The sequence below is a fragment of the Kitasatospora sp. NPDC058184 genome (genome assembly GCF_042883725.1).
Taxonomy (GTDB): domain Bacteria; phylum Actinomycetota; class Actinomycetes; order Streptomycetales; family Streptomycetaceae; genus Kitasatospora.
The window spans coordinates 284,611-302,013 of record NZ_JBHVVE010000002.1; the positions used below are offsets into that span (position 1 = coordinate 284,611).

General features: G+C 75.3%; 14 protein-coding genes. 2 read left to right on the forward strand and 12 right to left on the reverse strand.

Annotation, left to right across the window (positions count from 1 at the left end):
• Positions 1-24 precede the first annotated feature (24 nt).
• The 4 genes from ACFVXH_RS04485 to ACFVXH_RS04500 form a co-directional block, all read right to left on the reverse strand.
• Positions 25-1,539: a pyridoxal phosphate-dependent decarboxylase family protein gene (locus ACFVXH_RS04485; protein WP_387820143.1), complete on the reverse strand. Its 1,515-nt coding sequence runs from the start codon at positions 1,537-1,539 to the stop codon at positions 25-27.
• Positions 1,536-2,981: a diaminobutyrate--2-oxoglutarate transaminase gene (locus tag ACFVXH_RS04490; protein ID WP_387820144.1), complete on the reverse strand. Its 1,446-nt coding sequence runs from the start codon at positions 2,979-2,981 to the stop codon at positions 1,536-1,538. The genes ACFVXH_RS04485 and ACFVXH_RS04490 overlap by 4 nt, the downstream gene beginning before the upstream one ends.
• Positions 2,982-3,204: 223 nt before the next feature.
• Entirely contained in the window at positions 3,205-3,936 is a 732-nt protein-coding gene (locus ACFVXH_RS04495) for a response regulator (RefSeq protein ID WP_074004254.1), read from the reverse strand.
• Positions 3,933-5,729 (reverse strand): ATP-binding protein, encoded by a 1,797-nt coding sequence (locus ACFVXH_RS04500; RefSeq protein ID WP_387820146.1) that lies wholly within the window; start codon positions 5,727-5,729, stop codon positions 3,933-3,935. Before ACFVXH_RS04500 ends, ACFVXH_RS04495 begins: the two co-directional genes overlap by 4 nt.
• Before the next feature lie 265 nt (positions 5,730-5,994).
• Between ACFVXH_RS04500 and ACFVXH_RS04505 the strand changes: the two genes are divergently transcribed.
• On the forward strand, positions 5,995-7,461 hold the full coding sequence (locus ACFVXH_RS04505) for a cation:dicarboxylate symporter family transporter (RefSeq protein WP_387820148.1): 1,467 nt from the start codon (positions 5,995-5,997) through the stop codon (positions 7,459-7,461).
• 135 nt (positions 7,462-7,596) lie between these two features.
• On the opposite strand, the gene ACFVXH_RS04510 is transcribed toward ACFVXH_RS04505, so the two are convergent.
• The gene (locus tag ACFVXH_RS04510; protein WP_387820150.1) at positions 7,597-8,616 is read right to left on the reverse strand and encodes a hypothetical protein; all 1,020 of its coding nucleotides are present in this window, start codon (positions 8,614-8,616) and stop codon (positions 7,597-7,599) included.
• Between the two features lie 104 nt (positions 8,617-8,720).
• A complete protein-coding gene (locus tag ACFVXH_RS04515; RefSeq protein ID WP_387820152.1) occupies positions 8,721-9,293 on the reverse strand; it encodes an RNA polymerase sigma factor in 573 nt (190 codons plus the stop codon).
• Positions 9,294-9,625: 332 nt separating this feature from the next.
• Between ACFVXH_RS04515 and ACFVXH_RS04520 the strand changes: the two genes are divergently transcribed.
• Positions 9,626-9,997 carry a hypothetical protein gene (locus ACFVXH_RS04520; RefSeq protein WP_387820154.1) on the forward strand — a complete coding sequence of 124 codons (372 nt, stop codon included), beginning with the start codon at positions 9,626-9,628 and terminating at the stop codon, positions 9,995-9,997.
• Between the two features lie 145 nt (positions 9,998-10,142).
• Here ACFVXH_RS04520 and ACFVXH_RS04525 read toward each other — a convergent pair whose 3' ends face one another.
• The 6 genes from ACFVXH_RS04525 to ACFVXH_RS04550 all read right to left on the reverse strand — a co-directional run bounded on the left by ACFVXH_RS04525 (position 10,143) and on the right by ACFVXH_RS04550 (position 17,383).
• Positions 10,143-10,715 (reverse strand): ATP/GTP-binding protein, encoded by a 573-nt coding sequence (locus ACFVXH_RS04525; RefSeq protein WP_049651867.1) that lies wholly within the window; start codon positions 10,713-10,715, stop codon positions 10,143-10,145.
• A 115-nt stretch (positions 10,716-10,830) separates the two neighbouring features.
• Positions 10,831-11,178, reverse strand: coding sequence for a DUF742 domain-containing protein (locus ACFVXH_RS04530; RefSeq protein WP_049651866.1), 348 nt, complete (start codon positions 11,176-11,178; stop codon positions 10,831-10,833).
• A gap of 125 nt (positions 11,179-11,303) precedes the next feature.
• The gene (locus tag ACFVXH_RS04535; RefSeq protein ID WP_387820156.1) at positions 11,304-11,714 is read right to left on the reverse strand and encodes a roadblock/LC7 domain-containing protein; all 411 of its coding nucleotides are present in this window, start codon (positions 11,712-11,714) and stop codon (positions 11,304-11,306) included.
• Positions 11,711-14,671 (reverse strand): nitrate- and nitrite sensing domain-containing protein, encoded by a 2,961-nt coding sequence (locus tag ACFVXH_RS04540; protein ID WP_387820158.1) that lies wholly within the window; start codon positions 14,669-14,671, stop codon positions 11,711-11,713. The genes ACFVXH_RS04535 and ACFVXH_RS04540 overlap by 4 nt, the downstream gene beginning before the upstream one ends.
• Before the next feature lie 101 nt (positions 14,672-14,772).
• Positions 14,773-15,651, reverse strand: coding sequence for an MHYT domain-containing protein (locus ACFVXH_RS04545; RefSeq protein WP_387820160.1), 879 nt, complete (start codon positions 15,649-15,651; stop codon positions 14,773-14,775).
• Between the two features lie 325 nt (positions 15,652-15,976).
• The gene (locus ACFVXH_RS04550; RefSeq protein WP_375873388.1) at positions 15,977-17,383 is read right to left on the reverse strand and encodes a cytochrome P450; all 1,407 of its coding nucleotides are present in this window, start codon (positions 17,381-17,383) and stop codon (positions 15,977-15,979) included.
• Between the last annotated feature and the right edge of the window lie 20 nt (positions 17,384-17,403).

Below are 17,403 nucleotides of genomic sequence, written 5' to 3' on the forward strand. Positions count from 1 at the left end.
GCCCCCGCGGAACCCCCGTCGGCCCTACCCCGCCCGCTCGCCCGCGACCTTGCGGCCGGCGCCCACCACCTCCCGCACCAGCGCGCCGACCTCCCCCACCGTGGTGTGGGGGTTCAGCAGTGTGAGCTTCAACCGGACCCGGCCCGGACCGTCGCCCGGGAGTTCGGTGCGGCCGACCACCGCCCGGCCGGTGCGCAGCAGCAGGCGCCGCAGCCGGCCGTTCACCTCGTCCAGCGCGGCCTCGTCCGTCACGCCGGGCGGCCGGTAGCGGAAAAGGACGGCGGTCAGCACCGGCTCGGCGTAGAGCTCGAGCGCCGGGTCCGCGCGCACGGCGTCGGCCGCGGCGAGCGCGAGGTCGTGGCAGGAGTCGACCAGGCGGCCGAGTCCGTCGCGGCCGAGGGTGCGCAGGGTGACGGCGAGCTTGAAGGCGTCGGCCCGGCGGGTGGTGCGCAGCGAGCGGCCGAGCAGGCTGGGGTAGCCGGCCTGCTCGTCGTCGACCGGGTTGAGGTACTCGGCGCGGCGGGCGAGCGAGACGTAGGTCTCGGCGCGGCGCACCAGGAAGACCCCGGCCGCGGCCGGCTGCCAGCCGAGCTTGTGCCAGTCGAGGGAGACCGAGTCGGCGCGGGCGATGCCGTCGAGCAGTGGGGCGAGCCGGTCGGAGAGCAGCGCCCCGCCGCCGTACGCGGCGTCCACGTGCAGCCAGGCGCCGTAGCGGCCGGCGAGGTCGGCGGCGGCGGAGAGCGGGTCGACGGCTCCGGTGTCGGTGGTGCCCGCGGTGGCGACCACGGCGATCGGGGTCCGTCCGGCCCAGCTGGCCTCGGCCATCGCCCGTTCCAGTTCGTCCTCCCGCAACCGCAGCCCGCGGTCGACCGCGACGGGGATGACGGCCCGCTCGCCGAGGCCGAGCAGGGCGGCGGCGCGCTGGACGGAGAAGTGCGCGGCCTCGGAGGCGAGGATGCAGGGCCGGACGCCGGCCGGGATGCCGTCCAGCTCCACGATGCCGTCGAGCTTCTGGTCGCGCGCCAGCATGAGCCCCATGAGGTTGGACTCGGTGCCGCCGGAGGTGAGGACGCCGGCGGCGCGCTGCGGGTCGTAGCCGACGAGCCCGGCGATCTCGGCGAGCAGCGTGCTCTCCAGGGCGGTGGCGGCGGGGGCCTGGTCCCAGGAGTCCTGGGAGGGATTGAGGGCGCTGACCGCGAGGTCCGCCGCGGCGGCGACGGCCAGCGGCGGGCAGTGCAGGTGCGCGGCGCAGGCCGGGTCGGCGGGGTCGGCGGCGCCGTAGGCGAGCAGTTGGGTGAGCCGGGCGAGGGCGCCTGGTCCGTCGTCGGTGGCCAGGGCCTCGTCGACGAGTGCGGCGATCTCGGCCGGGCTGCCCGCCGGCACCGGTCCGGAGCGCATGGCGGCGCCCGTCTCCAGGGAGTCGAGGACGGTGGCCAGCAGCGGTCCGAGCGCGCCAGGACCGGCCGCGCCGCCCGCCAGGGCGTCGGTGGCGGCGCCGTCCCGGGGGAGCCCGACGGGGCCGGATCCGGGCCCGCTCACCGGTTGCCCCGCACCGTCGGCGCGCCCGCCGAACCACTCGCCGAACCGCCCGTCGGCCCGCCCGTCGGCCCGCCCGTGGACGCCGCCGCGATCGCCTCCGCCAGCCGCTCCAGCACCGCCGCCACCTGCTCGTCCGTGATGGTGAGCGGCGGGAGCAGTCGCAGCACCGCGTCGTGGCGCCCGCCGAGCTCGACGATCAGCCCCCGCGCCAGGCACGCCTCCCGGACCCGCACCGCGAGCGCCGGGTCGGCCGGCCGGGCGCCGCACGCGTCGGGCTCCGCCGCCGGGTCGACCAGTTCGACCCCGAGCATCAGCCCCCGGCCGCGCACGTCGCCGATCACCGGCAGTTCGGCCGCGAGTTCGCGCAGCCGGGCCGCCATCCGCTCGCCGACGACGGCGGCCCGCTCGACCAGCCCGTTCGCCGCGACGTGGCGCAGCGTCGCGGCCCCGGCGGCCATGGCGAGGGTGTTGCCGCGGAAGGTGCCGGTGTGGGCGCCGGGCCGCCAGCCGTCGTAGTCCTCGCGGTAGACGACGACGGCGAGCGGCAGGCTGCCGCCGATGGCCTTGGAGAGGACCATCGCGTCCGGGACGATGCCGCTGTGCTCGATCGCCCACATCGCGCCGGTGCGGCCGACTCCGGTCTGCACCTCGTCGACGATCAGCGGGATGCCGCGCTCGGCGGTGATCCGGCGCATCGCGCGCAGCCAGCCGTCGGGCGCGGGGACGACCCCGCCCTCGCCCTGGACGGCTTCCAGGATCATCGCGGCGGGCGCGACCACACCGCCCGAGGGGTCGTCCAGCAGCCGCTCCACGTAGGTCGCGGCGAGGTCCGCGCCCGCCTCGCCGCCGACCCCGAACGGGCAGCGGTAGCCGTACGGGTAGGGCAGCCGGGCGACCTCGCCGCCGCTCGGCAGCGGCTCCTTGACCGCGACATTGCCGGTGAGCGCGAGGGCGCCGGCGGTCATGCCGTGGTAGGCGCCGGTGAAGGCGAGCGCGCCGGAGCGGCCTGTGGCGGTCTGCATCAGCTTGAGCGCGGCCTCGACGGCGTCCGTCCCGGCCGGTCCGCAGAAGTGCACCCGGGCGCGGGCGCCGAACTCGGCGGGCAGGCTCTCGAAGAGCGCGCTGGTGAAGTCGTCCTTCTCGGCGGTGGCGAGGTCGAGCAGGTGCAGCGGGGCGCCGCTGTCGAGGGTGCGGCGGATCGCCTCCAGCACCACCGGGTGGTTGTGGCCGAGGGCGAGCGTGCCGGCGCCGGAGAGGCAGTCCAGGTAGCGCCGCCCGTCGGCGCCCTCGACGGTCATGCCGTGGGCGCGGACCGGGACGATCGGGAAGGAGCGGGCGTAGGTTCTGGCTGCGGACTCGCGGACGCGCTGACGGCGCAGGATGGCTTCACCGGCGGCCGGGGCTCCGGAGGCGGCCTGGACGGGTACGGCAGCGAGCGACACGAGAAACCCCCAGGGGAAGTTAGGTAAGCCTAACTTTACTGCCCTTGACCTGGCTGAATGCCCTCGGGGTCCCAGAACCACCCGAGTGAGTGAACCTCCCCCGGTTCCTCCAACGAGCGCCGCGCGGAAAGGTCACGGCCCGGCCCGCACCGGCCGAACCCGACGGTCGGGCCCCGGCCCCGCAGGTCCGGTTCCTCAGGCCCGGCTCCTCGGGCCCCGCCCCTCAGGTCCGGTGCCGCCACCGGTAGCAGAGCTCCGGCCGCCCGACGCTCCCGTACTGCGGCTCCCGCACCGCGCACCCGGTCTCCACCAGGTGCTCCAGGTAGCGCCGCGCGGTGATCCGGGAGACCCCGGCCGCCGCGCCCGCGGCCGCCGCCGACAACCCGGTGGCCGCCTCGCGCAGGACCGAGGCGACGGTGTCCAGGGTGGGCGCGCTCAGCCCCTTGGGCAGGGTGCTGCGCTCCGGCGTGCGGAGCAGGGCGAACGCCTGGTCGACCTCCTCCTGCCCGGTCGCCTCCCCGCTGCGCCCGAGGCTGTCGCGGTAGCGGGCGTAGCGCTCCAGCCGGTCGTGCAGGGCGGCCGCGCTGAACGGCTTCAGCAGGTACTGCACGACGCCGGCCGAGACCGCCTGCCGGACCATCGCGAGGTCGCGGGCCGAGGTCACCGCGATGACGTCGGTGCTGTGGCCGGCCGCGCGCAGCGTACGACAGAGCTGGAGCCCGTGGCCGTCCGGCAGGTAGAGGTCGAGCAGGGTGAGGTCGACGGGCGTCCCGGCGGCGCGGGCCCGGTCCAGGAAGCGCAGCGCGTCGGCGCAGCTGTGGACCGTCCCGGCGGCGTGGAAGCCGGGCTCCCGCCGGACGTAGAGGGTGTGCGCGGCGGCGGCCACCGGGTCGTCCTCGACCACCAGGACGGAGATCCCCGCCCCGGCGGCGGCTGTGTGGGCGGTGCCGTTCACGCCAGGGCCCCTTCCCGCTCCCGACCGCTCGACCCACCGGGCCGGTCGGCGGGCTCCCCCGGCTCGCCACCGGGCCCTCCCGGCCCGCCCGGCCGTCCGGCCAGCGGCAGCCGCACCGTGAGCACCGCGCCGCGCTCCCGTCCGACCTCGACGGTGCCGCCGTTGCGCCGGGCGGTCTGGGCGACCAGCGCCAGCCCGAGCCCGTGCCCGTCCTGCTTGGTGCTCCAGCCCCGCCGGAAGACGTCCTCGACCGCGCCCGGGTCGATCCCCGCGCCGGTGTCGGCGACCCGCAGCAGCAGGCAGGCGCCGGGCACCCCGGCGCCGTTACCCCCATCCCCGCCGGTGCAGTCCCGACCGCCGGCGATCCGCGCCGTGACGGTGACCTCCGGCGGGACGGGGCTCTCGGCCGCGCCGGCGATGGCGGCGTCCACGGCATTGTCGATCAGGTTGCCGAGGACGGTGATCAGGTCCCGTGCGGAGAGGCCGGGCGGCAGCACCCCGTCGTCGATCCGGCTGTCCTCGGTGAGCGTCAACTCCACGCCCCGTTCGGCGGCTTGGGCGGCCTTGCCGAGCAGCAGCGCGGCCAGCACCGGCTCGCCCACCGCCGCGACCACCCGGTCGGTGAGCTGTTGGGCGAGTTCGAGTTCGGCGGTGGCGAACTCCACCGCCTGTTCGTGGCGGCCGAGTTCGATCAGCGAGACCACCGCGTGCAACCGGTTGGCGGCTTCGTGCGCCTGCGCGCCGAGCGCCTCGGTGAAGCACCGCACCGAGTCCAACTCCCCGCTGAGCGCCTGGAGTTCGGTGTGGTCCCGGAGGGTCACCACACGGCCGAGGCCGGGGCCGGTGCCGATGGTGGAGGTGTTCAGCACCACGACGCGCTCGGCGGTCAGGTGCACCTCGTCCCGGACGGGCTCCTCCCCCAGCACGGCCGCCACCAGCGCCTCCGGCAGGCCCAGTTCCACCACCGGTCGACCGTCCAGGTCGCCGGTCAGACCGAGCAGTTCACGGGCGGCGTCGTTGCAGAGCACCACCCGGTGCGAGCGGTCCAGCAGGACCAGTCCCTCGCGCACCGCGTGCAGGGTCGCCTGGTGGTACTCGTAGAGGTGGCTCAGCTGGTCCGGCCCCATCCCATGGGTGTGCCGCCGCAGCCGGGAGTTGGCGAGATAGGTGCCGACGCCGCCGACCGCGAGCGCGGCGACCGCCACCCCCACCAGGGCGAGCAGCGGACCGCTCAGCTGCGCGGAGATCGACTCCACCGTGAGGCCCGCGCTGACCAGCGCGACCACCCGGTGCCGCTCGTCCCACACCGGGGCGACCACCCGCACGGACGGGCCGAGCGTGCCGGTGTACGTCTCGCTGCGGGTCTGCCCGGCGAGCGCCCAGTCGATGTGCCCGAGGTAGGTCCGGCCGATCTGCTCGGGCAGCGGGTGCGTCCAGCGCACGCCGTCGGTGTCCATGACGGTGATGAAGGAGACCCCGGTGTCGGCCCGCACCTGCTCGACGTACGGCTGGAGCGCTGCGGTCGGGTCGGGGGCGCCGACGGCGGCCCGGACGGACGGCGAGTCGGCGACGGCGTGCGCGACCGCGGTGACCTGGCGACGGGCGGCGTCCTCGGCGCGGTCGGCGGTGAAGAGGTACGCGAGCACCGCGCCACCGGCGACCACGGCGGCGACGATCACCACCTGGACGACGAACAGCTGCCCGGCCAGGCTGCGGACCAGCCGCCGGGGACCGCGGCCCGTCGGCCGGTGCGAACGGCGGCGCGGGGCGGTGGGGGCGGTGCGCTCGGACATGCCTGCCAGTGTGCACCACGCCCCCGGGCGCCCCCGAGGGCCGTCCGGCCCGCACCGTTCGCGGGCCGCACCGTTCGCGGGCCGGGCCTCCGGGCCGGACATCCGGGTCGGACAGCCGGGTCGGACAGCCGGGTCGGACAGCCGGGCCGCCCGCGCCGTTCATGAACTCTATGAACGCAAACGTGACCTCCGTCACCTCGGAGCCCATAGTCAGAGCGGCCCATCCCCCCGGGGCCACCAGGACTGCACGGCAAGGGAGCCGCAGATGTCGATCACTGGAGCCGCCGCGGCGGCGGGACCCAGACGCAAGGACCGGACCCACTACCTCTACATCGCCGTGATCGCCGCGGTGGTCGCGGGTGTGGTGGTCGGCCTGGCCGCCCCCGGTTTCGCCGTGGAGCTGAAGCCGATCGGCACGGGCTTCGTCAACCTGATCAAGATGATGATCAGCCCCGTGATCTTCTGCACCATCGTCCTGGGCATCGGCTCGGTGACCAAGGCCGCGAAGGTCGGCAAGGTCGGCGGCCTCGCCCTCGGCTACTTCCTCGCCATGTCGACCGTCGCGTTGGCCATCGGCATGGTCGTCGGCAACCTGCTGGAGCCCGGCGGCGGCCTGCACCTGACCGCCGCGCTCGCCAAGTCCGGCCACGCCCAGGCGGCCGCCGGCGGCGCCCAGTCGACCGCCGACTTCCTGCTCGGGATGATCCCCGAGACGCTGTTCTCCGCCCTGACCCAGGGCAAGGTGCTCCAGACCCTGCTGGTCGCCCTGCTCACCGGCTTCGCCCTCCAGGCGATGGGCCCGGCCGGCGCGCCGGTGCTGCGCGGGATCGAGCACGTGCAGCGGCTGGTCTTCCGGGTCATGTCGATGATCATGTGGGTCGCGCCGGTCGGCGCCTTCGGTGCGATGGCCGCCGTGGTCGGCGCCACCGGCACCGCCGCGCTGAAGAGCCTGGCCGTCATCATGATCGGCTTCTACGTCACCTGCGTGCTCTTCGTCGTCGTGGTGCTGGGCACGCTGCTGCGCCTGGTCGCCGGGGTCAACGTGTTCGCGCTGCTGAAGTACCTCGGCCGCGAGTTCCTGCTGATCCTCTCCACCTCCTCCTCCGAGAGCGCGCTGCCCCGCCTGATCGCCAAGATGGAGCACCTGGGCGTCAGCCGCCCGGTCGTCGGCATCACCGTGCCGACCGGCTACAGCTTCAACCTCGACGGCACCGCCATCTACCTGACCATGTCGTCGATCTTCATCTCCGAGGCGATGGACAAGCCGATGTCGCTCGGCGAACAGCTCTCGCTGCTGGTCTTCATGGTGATCGCGAGCAAGGGCGCGGCCGGGGTCACCGGCGCCGGCCTGGCCACCCTCGCGGGCGGGCTCCAGTCGCACAAGCCCGCGCTGGTGGACGGGGTCGGCCTGATCGTCGGCATCGACCGCTTCATGTCGGAGGCCCGCGCGCTCACCAACTTCGCGGGCAACGCCGTCGCGACCGTGCTGATCGGGCACTGGACCGGCGAGATCGACGCCGAGCGCGCCCGGCGGGTGCTGGCCGGTGAGCTGCCGTTCGACGAGCTGACGCTGGTCGACTCCCACGGTGCGGCCTCCGGTCCCGCCGCCGCGTCGGACGGCCCCACGGCCGACGCCCCCGAGGCCACTCCCGAGACCGCCCCCGAGACCGCCCCCGAGGCTGTCCCCACCCGGGGCACCGCCACCCAGGGCGCGGCCACCGCCGGGGTCTGACCCCGGCAGCGACCCCCGTACTCCCCCGGTCCGGCGCCCCCACCAACCCCCGGAAACGGCGCCGGACCGGGGGTCCTCGTTTTTCCGTCCGGCCGACGTTCCCGGTCGGGCCCGGACAGGTACCCGGCCCGCTCGTCACAGGTCCTGCGAGCCGCTGACCACCCAGGACACCCCGCCGACCGGGTCCTCCAGCACGACGTGCAGATGGTGCAGCCCGGCCGACGGCTCCTGCCAGGTGAAACAGCGCATCCGGTCCACCAGCGCGTTCACCTCGCCCCGGTCCACCCCGCCTGCCCCGCCTGCCCCGCCTGCCCCGTCCGGACCGTCCAGGCCGTCCGCCCCGGCCATCGCGGCCAGCGCCCGCCACAGCCCCAGCCTCCCGTGCGCGCAGCCCCGCGCCCGCTCCAGGGCGGCGGACCGCACCAGCGCCGGGTAGACCAGCGCGAACGGCAGGTACCCGCCGACCACCCGCCGGTCGCGGGCCAGCAGGGCGGCCGCCGCCGGGGCCTGACCGCGCACGCAGGCCGTCTCCGCCCACGGCGCGAGCGCGCCCAGCCCCTCCAGGGCCCGGGTGACCGGTGGCCCGTCCGGCCGTCCGGCCGACCGCGCCACCGGCGGCAGCTCCACCTCGCCCAGGCCCTCCCGGCTGGCCGGCAGGGTCAGCAGCGCACTGCGCGCGCCCCCGCCGGGCAGGTACTCGCGCACCCGGGCCGCCTCGTCCCAGCCCGCCGCCTCCCACGGCTCCAGGCGCAGCGGCACACCCTCCGGGTCGGGCTCGGCCCCGTACGAGAGGTCCTCGCCGAGCAGCGCCCGGGTGTGCGCGACCAGCCGTCGCACCGGGACCGGACCGAGCAGCGGGGCCAGCCGCAGCCAGGAGTGCCGGGTCGCCAGCACCTCCCAGAGCGGGCCGGCGTCGTGGTCGGCCACTCCGGCGGCCGTCCCCGCGCCGCCGTCCCGGTCGAACAGCCGGACGGCCAGCTCGGGCGGCGCCGCGTAGGCGATCAGGTGGCCGAGCGGCGCGGTCAGCACGGCCGCGGCCTCCTCGCCCGCCTCCGCCACGGCGGCCGCGCGGCCCTGCCGGTAGGCGGCGAGCAACTCGGGCCAGCGGCCGTCCTCGGCCAGTGCGCGCAGGCGGCCGTGCTGGTGGATGATCACGATTCGCAGGGTACGGGCCGGGGCGGCGCAACAGCTGACTTGCCGTCAGCTCGGTGCGTCGGGGCGGCGCTCGTACGCCCGCCGCCCCGCGCACCGCCATACCCTCAGCTCCGCTCGTGCTCCCGCTCGCGCTCCTGTTCGCACCCCCGCTCCTGCTCGCGTTCACACCCTGCCTCCCGCTCGCGTTCGCGTTCCCGCTGGAGGACGGCGCGCAGTCGGCCGTGGGCGCGGCGCCGGGTGACGGCCAGCGTGCTGCGGTGCAGCCCGAGCAGCTCGGCGGCCTCGTCGACGCTGTAGCCGTCGAGGTCCACCAGCGCCACCGCGCGGGCCTGCTTGACGGTCAGGAAGCCCAGCAGGCGGACCACCTCCCAGCGCGCCTGCAACTCGGCCATCCCGCCGGACCGGAGGTCGGACTCCCCCCGGTCCCGCTCGACGGCGTCTCCCACCTCCGGCACCTCGGGCATCGACACCCGCCGGCGCTCCCGGCGCCACTGGTCGCGCAGGATGTTCACCATCGTGGTGAACGCGTAGGCGTACGGCTGCGGATGACCGAGGAAGCGCTCCGGCCGGCGGGCGATCCGCAGGTACGCCTCGTGGACGACGTCCCCGGCGCCGACCGGACCGCCGGCGAGGGAGGCCGCCGCCTGCTGGAGTCTGGGCAGGAGATCCGTGAACACCCGGTTGAATTCGGCCGATTGACCGCTACTCCCACTCGGACCGAAGCCCTCTTCCCGTCCGCCGCCCGCATTTCGACCGCTGCAATCCACCATGCCGCTCTCCCCGGAAATCGGCACCCCGAGCACCCGGTCCGCCCTGGCCACAGGGGTCTTGAGCCGACCGAATGACTTGTGACACAGGTCACATCATAGTTCGTCGTCTCACTGTGCGCAGTCATTCGTGTGCACCATGTCACCAACCGCACAGGAAGCGGGACTTCACCTCCGCGCGGACACCCCGGCGACCGGGGACGGCTCCGCCCGACGAGAACCCCTGAGCAAGGAGAACCACCGTGCGAGGTTGCATCGCCAGGAAGATCGCCACGTTCGGGCTGGCCGCCACGGCCGCCCTCGGCGTGCTCGGGACCACCGCCCTGCCGGCCGCCGCGGCGACGGTCCGGACCCAGGCCATCACCCCCAAGACCGACACGGACTGGAACACCGTCGAGACCGCGACCTACCGCTGCGTCATCACCGCCGACTACGGCTGGCGCTGGGAGGGGACCTGCAACGTCTACTCCGGACGACTGCGCACCATCACCTACTGTGCCGACGGCTCGTCGAGCACCGGCCTGTGGATCGGCGCGCGGCCGCAGGCCTGGGCGGTCTGGGGCAACTGCCCCGGGTCCAGCTGGACCCGGATCGTGTTCCAGTGGCACAGCTGAACCGCCGGACCCGGAACCACTGAGAGTCGACGGGTGACAGATGACAGCTGACAGATTTCGAAATCTGTCAGCTGTCATCTGTTAGTTGTGAGTTGTCAGCTGTCATCCGCACGCCGTCCGCCCGCCGACACCTCCCGCCGCCGCCTCAGCCCACCGGAGAGACGTCCGCGAGCAGCCGGGCGGCGTGCACCCGGCCCGCGTGCTCGACCAGGTTGATCAGCACCTCCTTGCCCGAGGCCCGGTGGCGCGCATCGCACAACAACACCGGCGTACCCGCGTCCAGGTCCAGCGCGCGGGCGACCTCCTCCGGCCTGAACTCCCGTGTCCCGGCGAAACGGTTCACCGCGACCACGAAGGGGATGCCCCGGTGCTCGAAGAAGTCGACGGCCGGGAAGCAGTCGGTCAGCCGGCGGGTGTCGGCGAGCACCACCGCACCGAGCGCCCCCTGGGCCAGCTCGTCCCAGAGGAACCAGAACCGGTCCTGCCCCGGGGTGCCGAACAGGTAGACCGCCAGCCCCTCGCGGATGGTGATCCGACCGAAGTCCATCGCCACCGTGGTCGTCGACTTCCGCTCCACGCCGTCGAGGTCGTCCACCTCCCGCCCGGCCTCGGTCAGCCGCTCCTCGGTGCGCAGCGGCCGGATCTCGCTGACCGCGCCGACCAGCGTCGTCTTGCCGACCCCGAAGCCGCCCGCCACCAGGATCTTGAGCGCCAGCACGGCGTCGTCGGGATCCTCGGCATCGAACGGGTCCGACCCGCCGTACGGACCGGACCGGCCGTATGGATCGGACGGGTCGGACGATACCGACGGATCAGGCAGGTCGGACGGGTGGTCAGAGTGCACGGAGTCCACGGATGACCTCCTGGAGGATGCGCTCGTCGGGGAGCAGGGCGGGCGGGACGGGACGGCGGACCCGGATGAGCCCGGCCGCCAGCAGGTCGCCGAGCAGCACCCGCACGACGCCCACCGGCAGGTCGAGCTCGGCGGCCAGCTCGGCCACGGACAGCGGGGTGCCCCGGCACAGCGCGAGGATGCGCGCCTGTTCCGGGCCGACCGGCGGCTCGGGCGCGTCTGGTACGAGCGCCGGGTCGGGGAGTTCGGCGACCACCACGGCGATCAGGTCGAAGCGCTGCTCCCCGGCCCCGGTGCGCCCCCTGGTCATCGCGTACGGGCGGACCAGCGGCCCGGCGTCGTCGTCGTACCAGCGGGCCCGGTGGGCGGCCGCGAGCGGATTGCGGGGGTGACCGTCGGGCTCGGCCCTCGGGTGCTCGGGATGTCGCCCCCGGGACGGGTGGGGCACCGGACTCACCGGCCGCCCACCGTCCGCGGCGGGGAGCTCAGGTGCTCCCCGACCCGGCGGACCAGCCTGGCCATCTCGTAGGCGACCAGGCCGAGGTCGGCCCGGGCCGTGGTGAACACGGCGAGGCAGGTGCCCTCCCCGGCCGCCGCGACCAGCAGGTAGCCGCCCTCCAACTCGACCATGGTCTGGCGGACTTCGCCGGCGCCGAAGTGCCGGCCGGCGCCCTTGGCCAGGCTGTGGAAGCCGGAGGCGACGGCCGCCAGATGCTCCCCGTCCTCCCGCGCCAGACCGGCCGAGGTGCCCATGGCCAGGCCGTCGGCGGAGAGCATCACGGCGAAGCGGAGCTCGGGGGCGCGCTGGACCAGCTCGTCGAGGAGCCAGTTCAGCTCCCCCGCGCGGTGGGTGGTGGCGATCACGGACGCTCTCCTTCGGGTCGGGACGGGGGTTGGGGGTGGCGCGCCCGCGGCGGCCGCGGAGCGTCGGCGGGCTGCCCGTCCCGCCGAACCTCCGGGTGCAGACCGCGCGCCCATCCGTTCTGGAAGGCCGACATCGCCGCCCGCGCCTCCTCCGGGCTGCGGCCCGCGGCGCCGAAGCCGTCGCCGGACCCGGGGCCGGGGCCGGGGCCGGCCGAGGCCACGGCCGCAGTGGCGGCGGCCGTACGACGACTGTGCGCGGTCGGACGGGCCGGGCCCTCGCGCAGCTGCGGTGCGAGGCTCGCCTGGCGGGTTCGGCGCGGCAACTCCTCGGGGCCCGAATCGACTTGGGGGCCGTCCGGTCGATGGCCGTCCGGTCGTTGACTGTCCGGACGTTGACTGTCCGGACGGGGACCGCGCAAGCCAGGCCCGGGCACCGGCTCCGAACGGCGTTCCGTACGGTACGGCTCCGCACCGTACGGCTGCGGCGGCCCGGCCTGCGGACGGGCGGCCGCAGCCGCGCCCCCGTCCGCAGCCGGACCGGCCACCCGGGCACCGGAGGCCCGGTAGGGGGTACGGCGCACCGGCCCGGGGTCACTGCCCCGGGCACCGAACGGCAGCAGCGCCCCACCCTCCGGCGGCGGCCCACCCGCCGCCGGAAGCCCGTCACCTGCCCTGTCCCGCGGGTGCTCCCGGTGCCTCGGATCGCCGCTCAGGGCGCCGCTCGGGACGCCGCTGGGACCGCCCGTCGGCTCCCCCGCGTGACCGTGCACCGGCGTGAACTCCCGCTCCGGGCCACCGTGCTGTGCCCGCTCGGCGAACACCGGCTCCGTCGGTCCCGCCCCGACCGCCACGCCGCCCGGCGCCGCCGCGCGCGGCAGGGGCGGCACCGGCTCGAAGCCGTACCGCGCCTCCTCCGCCCCCACCTCCGCCTCCACTTCGGCCGCCTCGTCGGCCAGCAGCGTGGTCGGCAGCAGGACCACCGCCGTGGTGCCGCCGTACGCGGAGGTCACCAGCGAGACCTTGACGTCCTGCCGCCGGGCGAGCCGGCTGACCACGAACAGGCCGAGCCGGTCGCTGTCGAAGAGGTCGCTCTGCTCTGCGGCGGCGATCCGGCGGTTGGCCGAGGCCAGCACCTCCGGGCCCATGCCGAGGCCGCGGTCCTCGATCTCCAACGCGAAGCCGTTGCCGACCCGTTCGCCCCGGATGTGCACCCGGGTGTGCGGCGGGGAGAACCCGGTGGCGTTCTCGACGAGTTCGGCCACCAGGTGGGTGAGGTCGGCGACGGCGTGGCCGACCACCGCGGCCCGTGGCAGCGGGTGGACCTCGACCCGGGCGTACTCCTCGACCTCCGAGACGGCCGCGCGCACCACGTCCACCAGCGGGACGGGCCGACGCCAACCCCGCCCGGGAGCGGCCCCGGAGAGGATGATCAGGCCCTCGGCGTGGCGGCGCATCCGGGTGGTGAGGTGGTCCAAGCGGAACAGGTCGGCCAGCTCGGACGGGTCGTCGGTGCGGCGCTCCATAGCGTCCAGCAGGGTGAGTTGGCGGTGCACCAGGACCTGGCTGCGGCGCGCGAGGTTGACGAACACACCGGAGACCCCGGAGAGCACCTCGGCCCGCTCGACCGCCGCCGTGACGGCCGCACGCTGGACGGTGCCCAGCGCCCGCTGCACCTGGCCGATCTCGTCGCCCCGCCCCACCGGCCGGGGCGCCTCGGCCTCGATGTCCACCTCCTCCCCCGCACGCAACTTCCGCATGGTCGCCGGGAGTTTGCGACCAGCCAGCTCAAGTGCCGAGTTGCGCAGGCCGATCAGATCGGTGACCAGCCCGCGCCCGATCTGCACCGAGATCACCAACGAGGCCACCACGCCGACCAGTCCGAGCAGCACTGCCATCCCCGCCGGGGTGAACAGGCCCAGGGCGTACGGGTCCTGGCGCTCGGCGGCGAGCCGTCCGGCCTGGTCCTCGACGGTCCGCAGGCCGCCGGCCACATTGCCCGCGACCATCGCCCACCGGTCGGCCGGCACCGCCGCGACCGCCGTCCGGCCGTCGGCGGCCGTCCGCACCCTGTCCTCGTACCCGGCCAGCTCGCGGTGGTCCTGGCCGCCGGTGACGGCGAGCAGCGCCGCCCGGTCGGCGGGGCTCAGCTCGGCGGCGGCGCCCCGTTCGAACTCGCGCCGGGCGAAGGCCGCGCCGGCGAACTCCCGCAGCTGGTCGTCGCCGAGCCCGCCGGACAGCTGGGCGGCGCGCAGCAGGGCGTCCTCCCGGGCGAGCAGTTCCCGGGACCGGGCCAGCTCCAGCAGCACCCGCGCGTCGGCGGCCACCCGGCGGTCCTGGAGCGGCGCGACGGCACCGGCGGCGGCGAGCGCCCGGTCCACCGCCTCGCCGTACGCGGCGTACGCCTCGGGCCAGCCGACGCTCCTGGCCAGGACCCGGTCGCGCAGGACGGGCAGGGCGGCGAGGGAGCCGCCGAGCGCGTCCAGCCGGGCGGCCGCGTCCCCGCCCAGGCCCTGGGCATCGGCACGGTTGTAGCCCCGGTCGGGGCGGCGGGGGTCCGGGAACAGCGGAGTGAGCGCCCGGTCGGTGGCCGCCGCCGCCTCGCGCAGGGCGCTCTCCCGGACGGCGCTGGGGGCGGCCACCGGGGCGGCCAGCAGCTGACCGACAGCCGTGCGTTCGGCTTGCAGCCCGGCGACCGTCTCCGCGACCGGCGTGAGCAGCGTGCGCTGGGCGTCGCGCTGGCGCATCAGGCCCCAGACGCCCTGGGCGGTGGTGACGGTGGCGAACCCCCACAGGGCAATGACGGAGACGACCGGAACCATCAGCAGGGCGATGATCCGGGCGCGGACGGTCCGGGGGCGCAGGCCGCGCAGCCACGGGCCGGGCCGCGGTGGACGGGCGGGCGGCCCGGCATGGGCACCCCGACGGGCACCGGGGGCGGTACCGCGGTCTTCTCGCATGGGTGAGGAGCCTTTCGGGCAGGGAGAGGCTGGAGGACGGGGGCAGGCGGGCGGGGGCAGGCGGGCGGGGGCAGGCGGGCGGGGGCTGGAGGGGGCGCGGCTCAGGCGGCGCGGCCGTGCCGTTCGCCGCCGCGCCGCCCGGCCTCGACCGGGGCGAGCTCCTGCCGGGCGGGCTCGGGGTACGGGGACTCGGGGTACGGGGGCCCGGCAGGCAGATCCTCGGTGGCCAACTCGCCGGCCTCCCGGTAGCCGGCCCGCTCCTGGGCGGTCGGCGAGAGCGCGACGAAGGCCGAGGCGAGGAAGAGGAACGAGCCGAGACCGACGGCGAGCGGGAAGACGAACTCCATCGGGCTGACCCCACCGAGGCCGGTCCGGGTCGGTTCCAACCGGACGTGGACGGCGGCCATGCCGGTGTAGTGCATGCAGCTGACGGCGAGGCCCATGGCCATCGCGGCGGCCGCGGCCGCGTACACGTTGCGGATGGTGACGGCGGCCCAGAGCGCGGCGGTGGCGGCGCCGACCGCGACCAGCACGGACAGCGCGACCGTCCCGGCGTCGTAGTGCAGCCCACCGTGCATCCGGAGGGCGGCCATGCCCAGGTAGTGCATCGCGGCGACGCCGAGACCGGTGGTGACGCCGCCGGACAGCAGGGAGAGGCCGCGGTGCCGGCCGTAGCAGGCCACGGTCAGGCCGAGGCCGGTGACCAGCACCGCGACCACGAGGCTGAGGACGGTCAGCGGCACGTTGTAGCGCAGCTCGGTGCCGTCGACGGTGAAGCCGAACATGGCGACGAAGTGCATGGTCCAGATCCCGGAGCCGATCGCGGCGGCGGCCGTGACCAGCCAGTTCCGCCGGGCCGGGCCGCTCGCGGCCAGGCCGCGCAGCGTGCAGCGCAGCCCGAGGGCCGCGCCGGCGCAGGCCATCAGGTACGAGAGGGCGGGGGTCAGCCAGCCGAAGCTGAGGTGGTTGATGGTGCCCATGGGACCTCCGGTCGACCGGTCGGGCCCGGAGGCGGTACGCGGTGCGCCCGGGCTCCCCGGGCCGGGCGGACTGCATACGAAGGCATATGCCAACCGCATGTGCGCTTCCGGCCTGGGGTGCGTGGGACGCTATCGAGGGGCCGGAATCGGTCAGACAAAGATCTGAAAAGCTGCCCGCGAGACCCGGGTGATGTGTTCGAATGCTCCGGTCGTCTGCCCAGCGGACGGCGCACAGATGACAACAGACAGATAACAGAGTTTGAAATCTGTCATCTGTCCGCTGTCTGTTGTTCGCTGTTCGCTGTTCGTTGTTCGCTGAACCCCGTCAGCTGTCAGCCGTCACCCGGATCCGCATCGGACTCGCCGCCCGCAGCGTGATCCCCTGGGCGAGCGCCACCCTCCGGTCCACCGCCTCCACCTCGAAGTCCCGCAGCAGCACCCCCAGTGCCAGCACCGCCTCCAGCATCGAGAAGTGCTGCCCGATGCAGGCCCGCGGCCCGCCCCCGAACGGGAACCAGGCGTAGCGGTGCCGGGCCCGCTCCGCCTCCGGCAGGAACCGGTCCGGGTCGAAGCGCTCCGGATCCTCCCAGTGGTCCGGGTGCCGGTGGGTGACCAGCGGCGCGACGACGACCTGCGCCCCCGCCGGGATCACGTACCCGTCGATGACGGTCTCCTCGACCGCCCGCCGCCCGCCCAGGGCCGCCGACGGATAGAGCCGCATCGCCTCCTTCAGCACCCGGGTGATGTACGGGAGCGCGTCCAGGTCCGCCGCCGTCGGCGCGCGCCCGGCCAGGACGGTCCGCGCCTCCTCGCGGGCGAGCCGCCGCTGCTCGGGGTGCTTGGCCAGCAGGTGCAGCGCGAAGGCCAGCGCGGTGGCCGTGGTCTCGTGCCCGGCGAGCAGGAACACCAGGACCTGGTCCCGGAGTTCGGCCGGGTCCAGCCGCTCGCCGTGGTCGTCGCGGGCCCGGCCGAGCAGGGTGAGCAGGTCGTCCGCGCCCTCGTCGCCGCCGCCCCGCGCGGCCCGTTCGGCGATGATCCGGTCGCAGACCCCGTACAGCGCCCGCTGGGCCTCGGCACCGCGCCGGTTGGCCGGCGTCGGCCAGGTGCGCGGGAGGCGGACCGGGGCGTAGCCGCGCTCCTTCACGTACTCGCCGAGCACCGGGAAGCTGCGGTGGACCACCGCTATCGCCTCCTCCACGTCGGCGCCGAAGAGGATGCGCGCGACCGCCCGCAGCGCGAACCGGGACGTCTCGTCCGCCGCGTCCACCACCCCGCCGGGCACCGCCCGCCACCGCTCGGCGAGCGACTGCGCCTCCTGCGCGAGCGCGTCCGCGTAGCCGTCCACCCGGCGCCGGGTGAACAGCGGCTGAACCATTCGGCGTTGGCGCTGGTACTCGGCGTCCTGGCTGGTCAGCAGCCCGTTGCCGACGCTGCTCCGGAGCTCGTCGTAGAACGGGTCCTCCTTGCGGAAGTTGGCCGCCTCGCCCGCCAGCACCTGGCGGACGCCCTCCGGCGAGAACACCCCGTAGAAGTCGGCCCGCAGCCCGGGCGGCCCGGCCTGGAAGCGCACCACGTCGCCGTGGTCGCGGCGGGCCGCGAGGTAGCTGCGCAGCGGGCGGCGGGTGAGGTCGAACAGCGATCCGACCAGCGGGTTCCCGGCCGGCACGGGTATCGCGGAGGTGGGGGCGGGCACGAGGCCGGGGTCGGGAACGGGGAGGACTTCGGTGGCCATCGGCACTCCTTCTGTACGGG

Coding starts and splice junctions, on each gene's coding strand:
- ACFVXH_RS04545 (WP_387820160.1), bottom strand. CDS start 15,651: ATGGGCACCATCAACCACCTCAGCTTCGGCTGGCTGACCCCCGCCCTC.
- ACFVXH_RS04540 (WP_387820158.1), bottom strand. CDS start 14,671: ATGCGAGAAGACCGCGGTACCGCCCCCGGTGCCCGTCGGGGTGCCCAT.
- ACFVXH_RS04550 (WP_375873388.1), bottom strand. CDS start 17,383: ATGGCCACCGAAGTCCTCCCCGTTCCCGACCCCGGCCTCGTGCCCGCC.
- ACFVXH_RS04500 (WP_387820146.1), bottom strand. CDS start 5,729: ATGTCCGAGCGCACCGCCCCCACCGCCCCGCGCCGCCGTTCGCACCGG.
- ACFVXH_RS04505 (WP_387820148.1), top strand. CDS start 5,995: ATGTCGATCACTGGAGCCGCCGCGGCGGCGGGACCCAGACGCAAGGAC.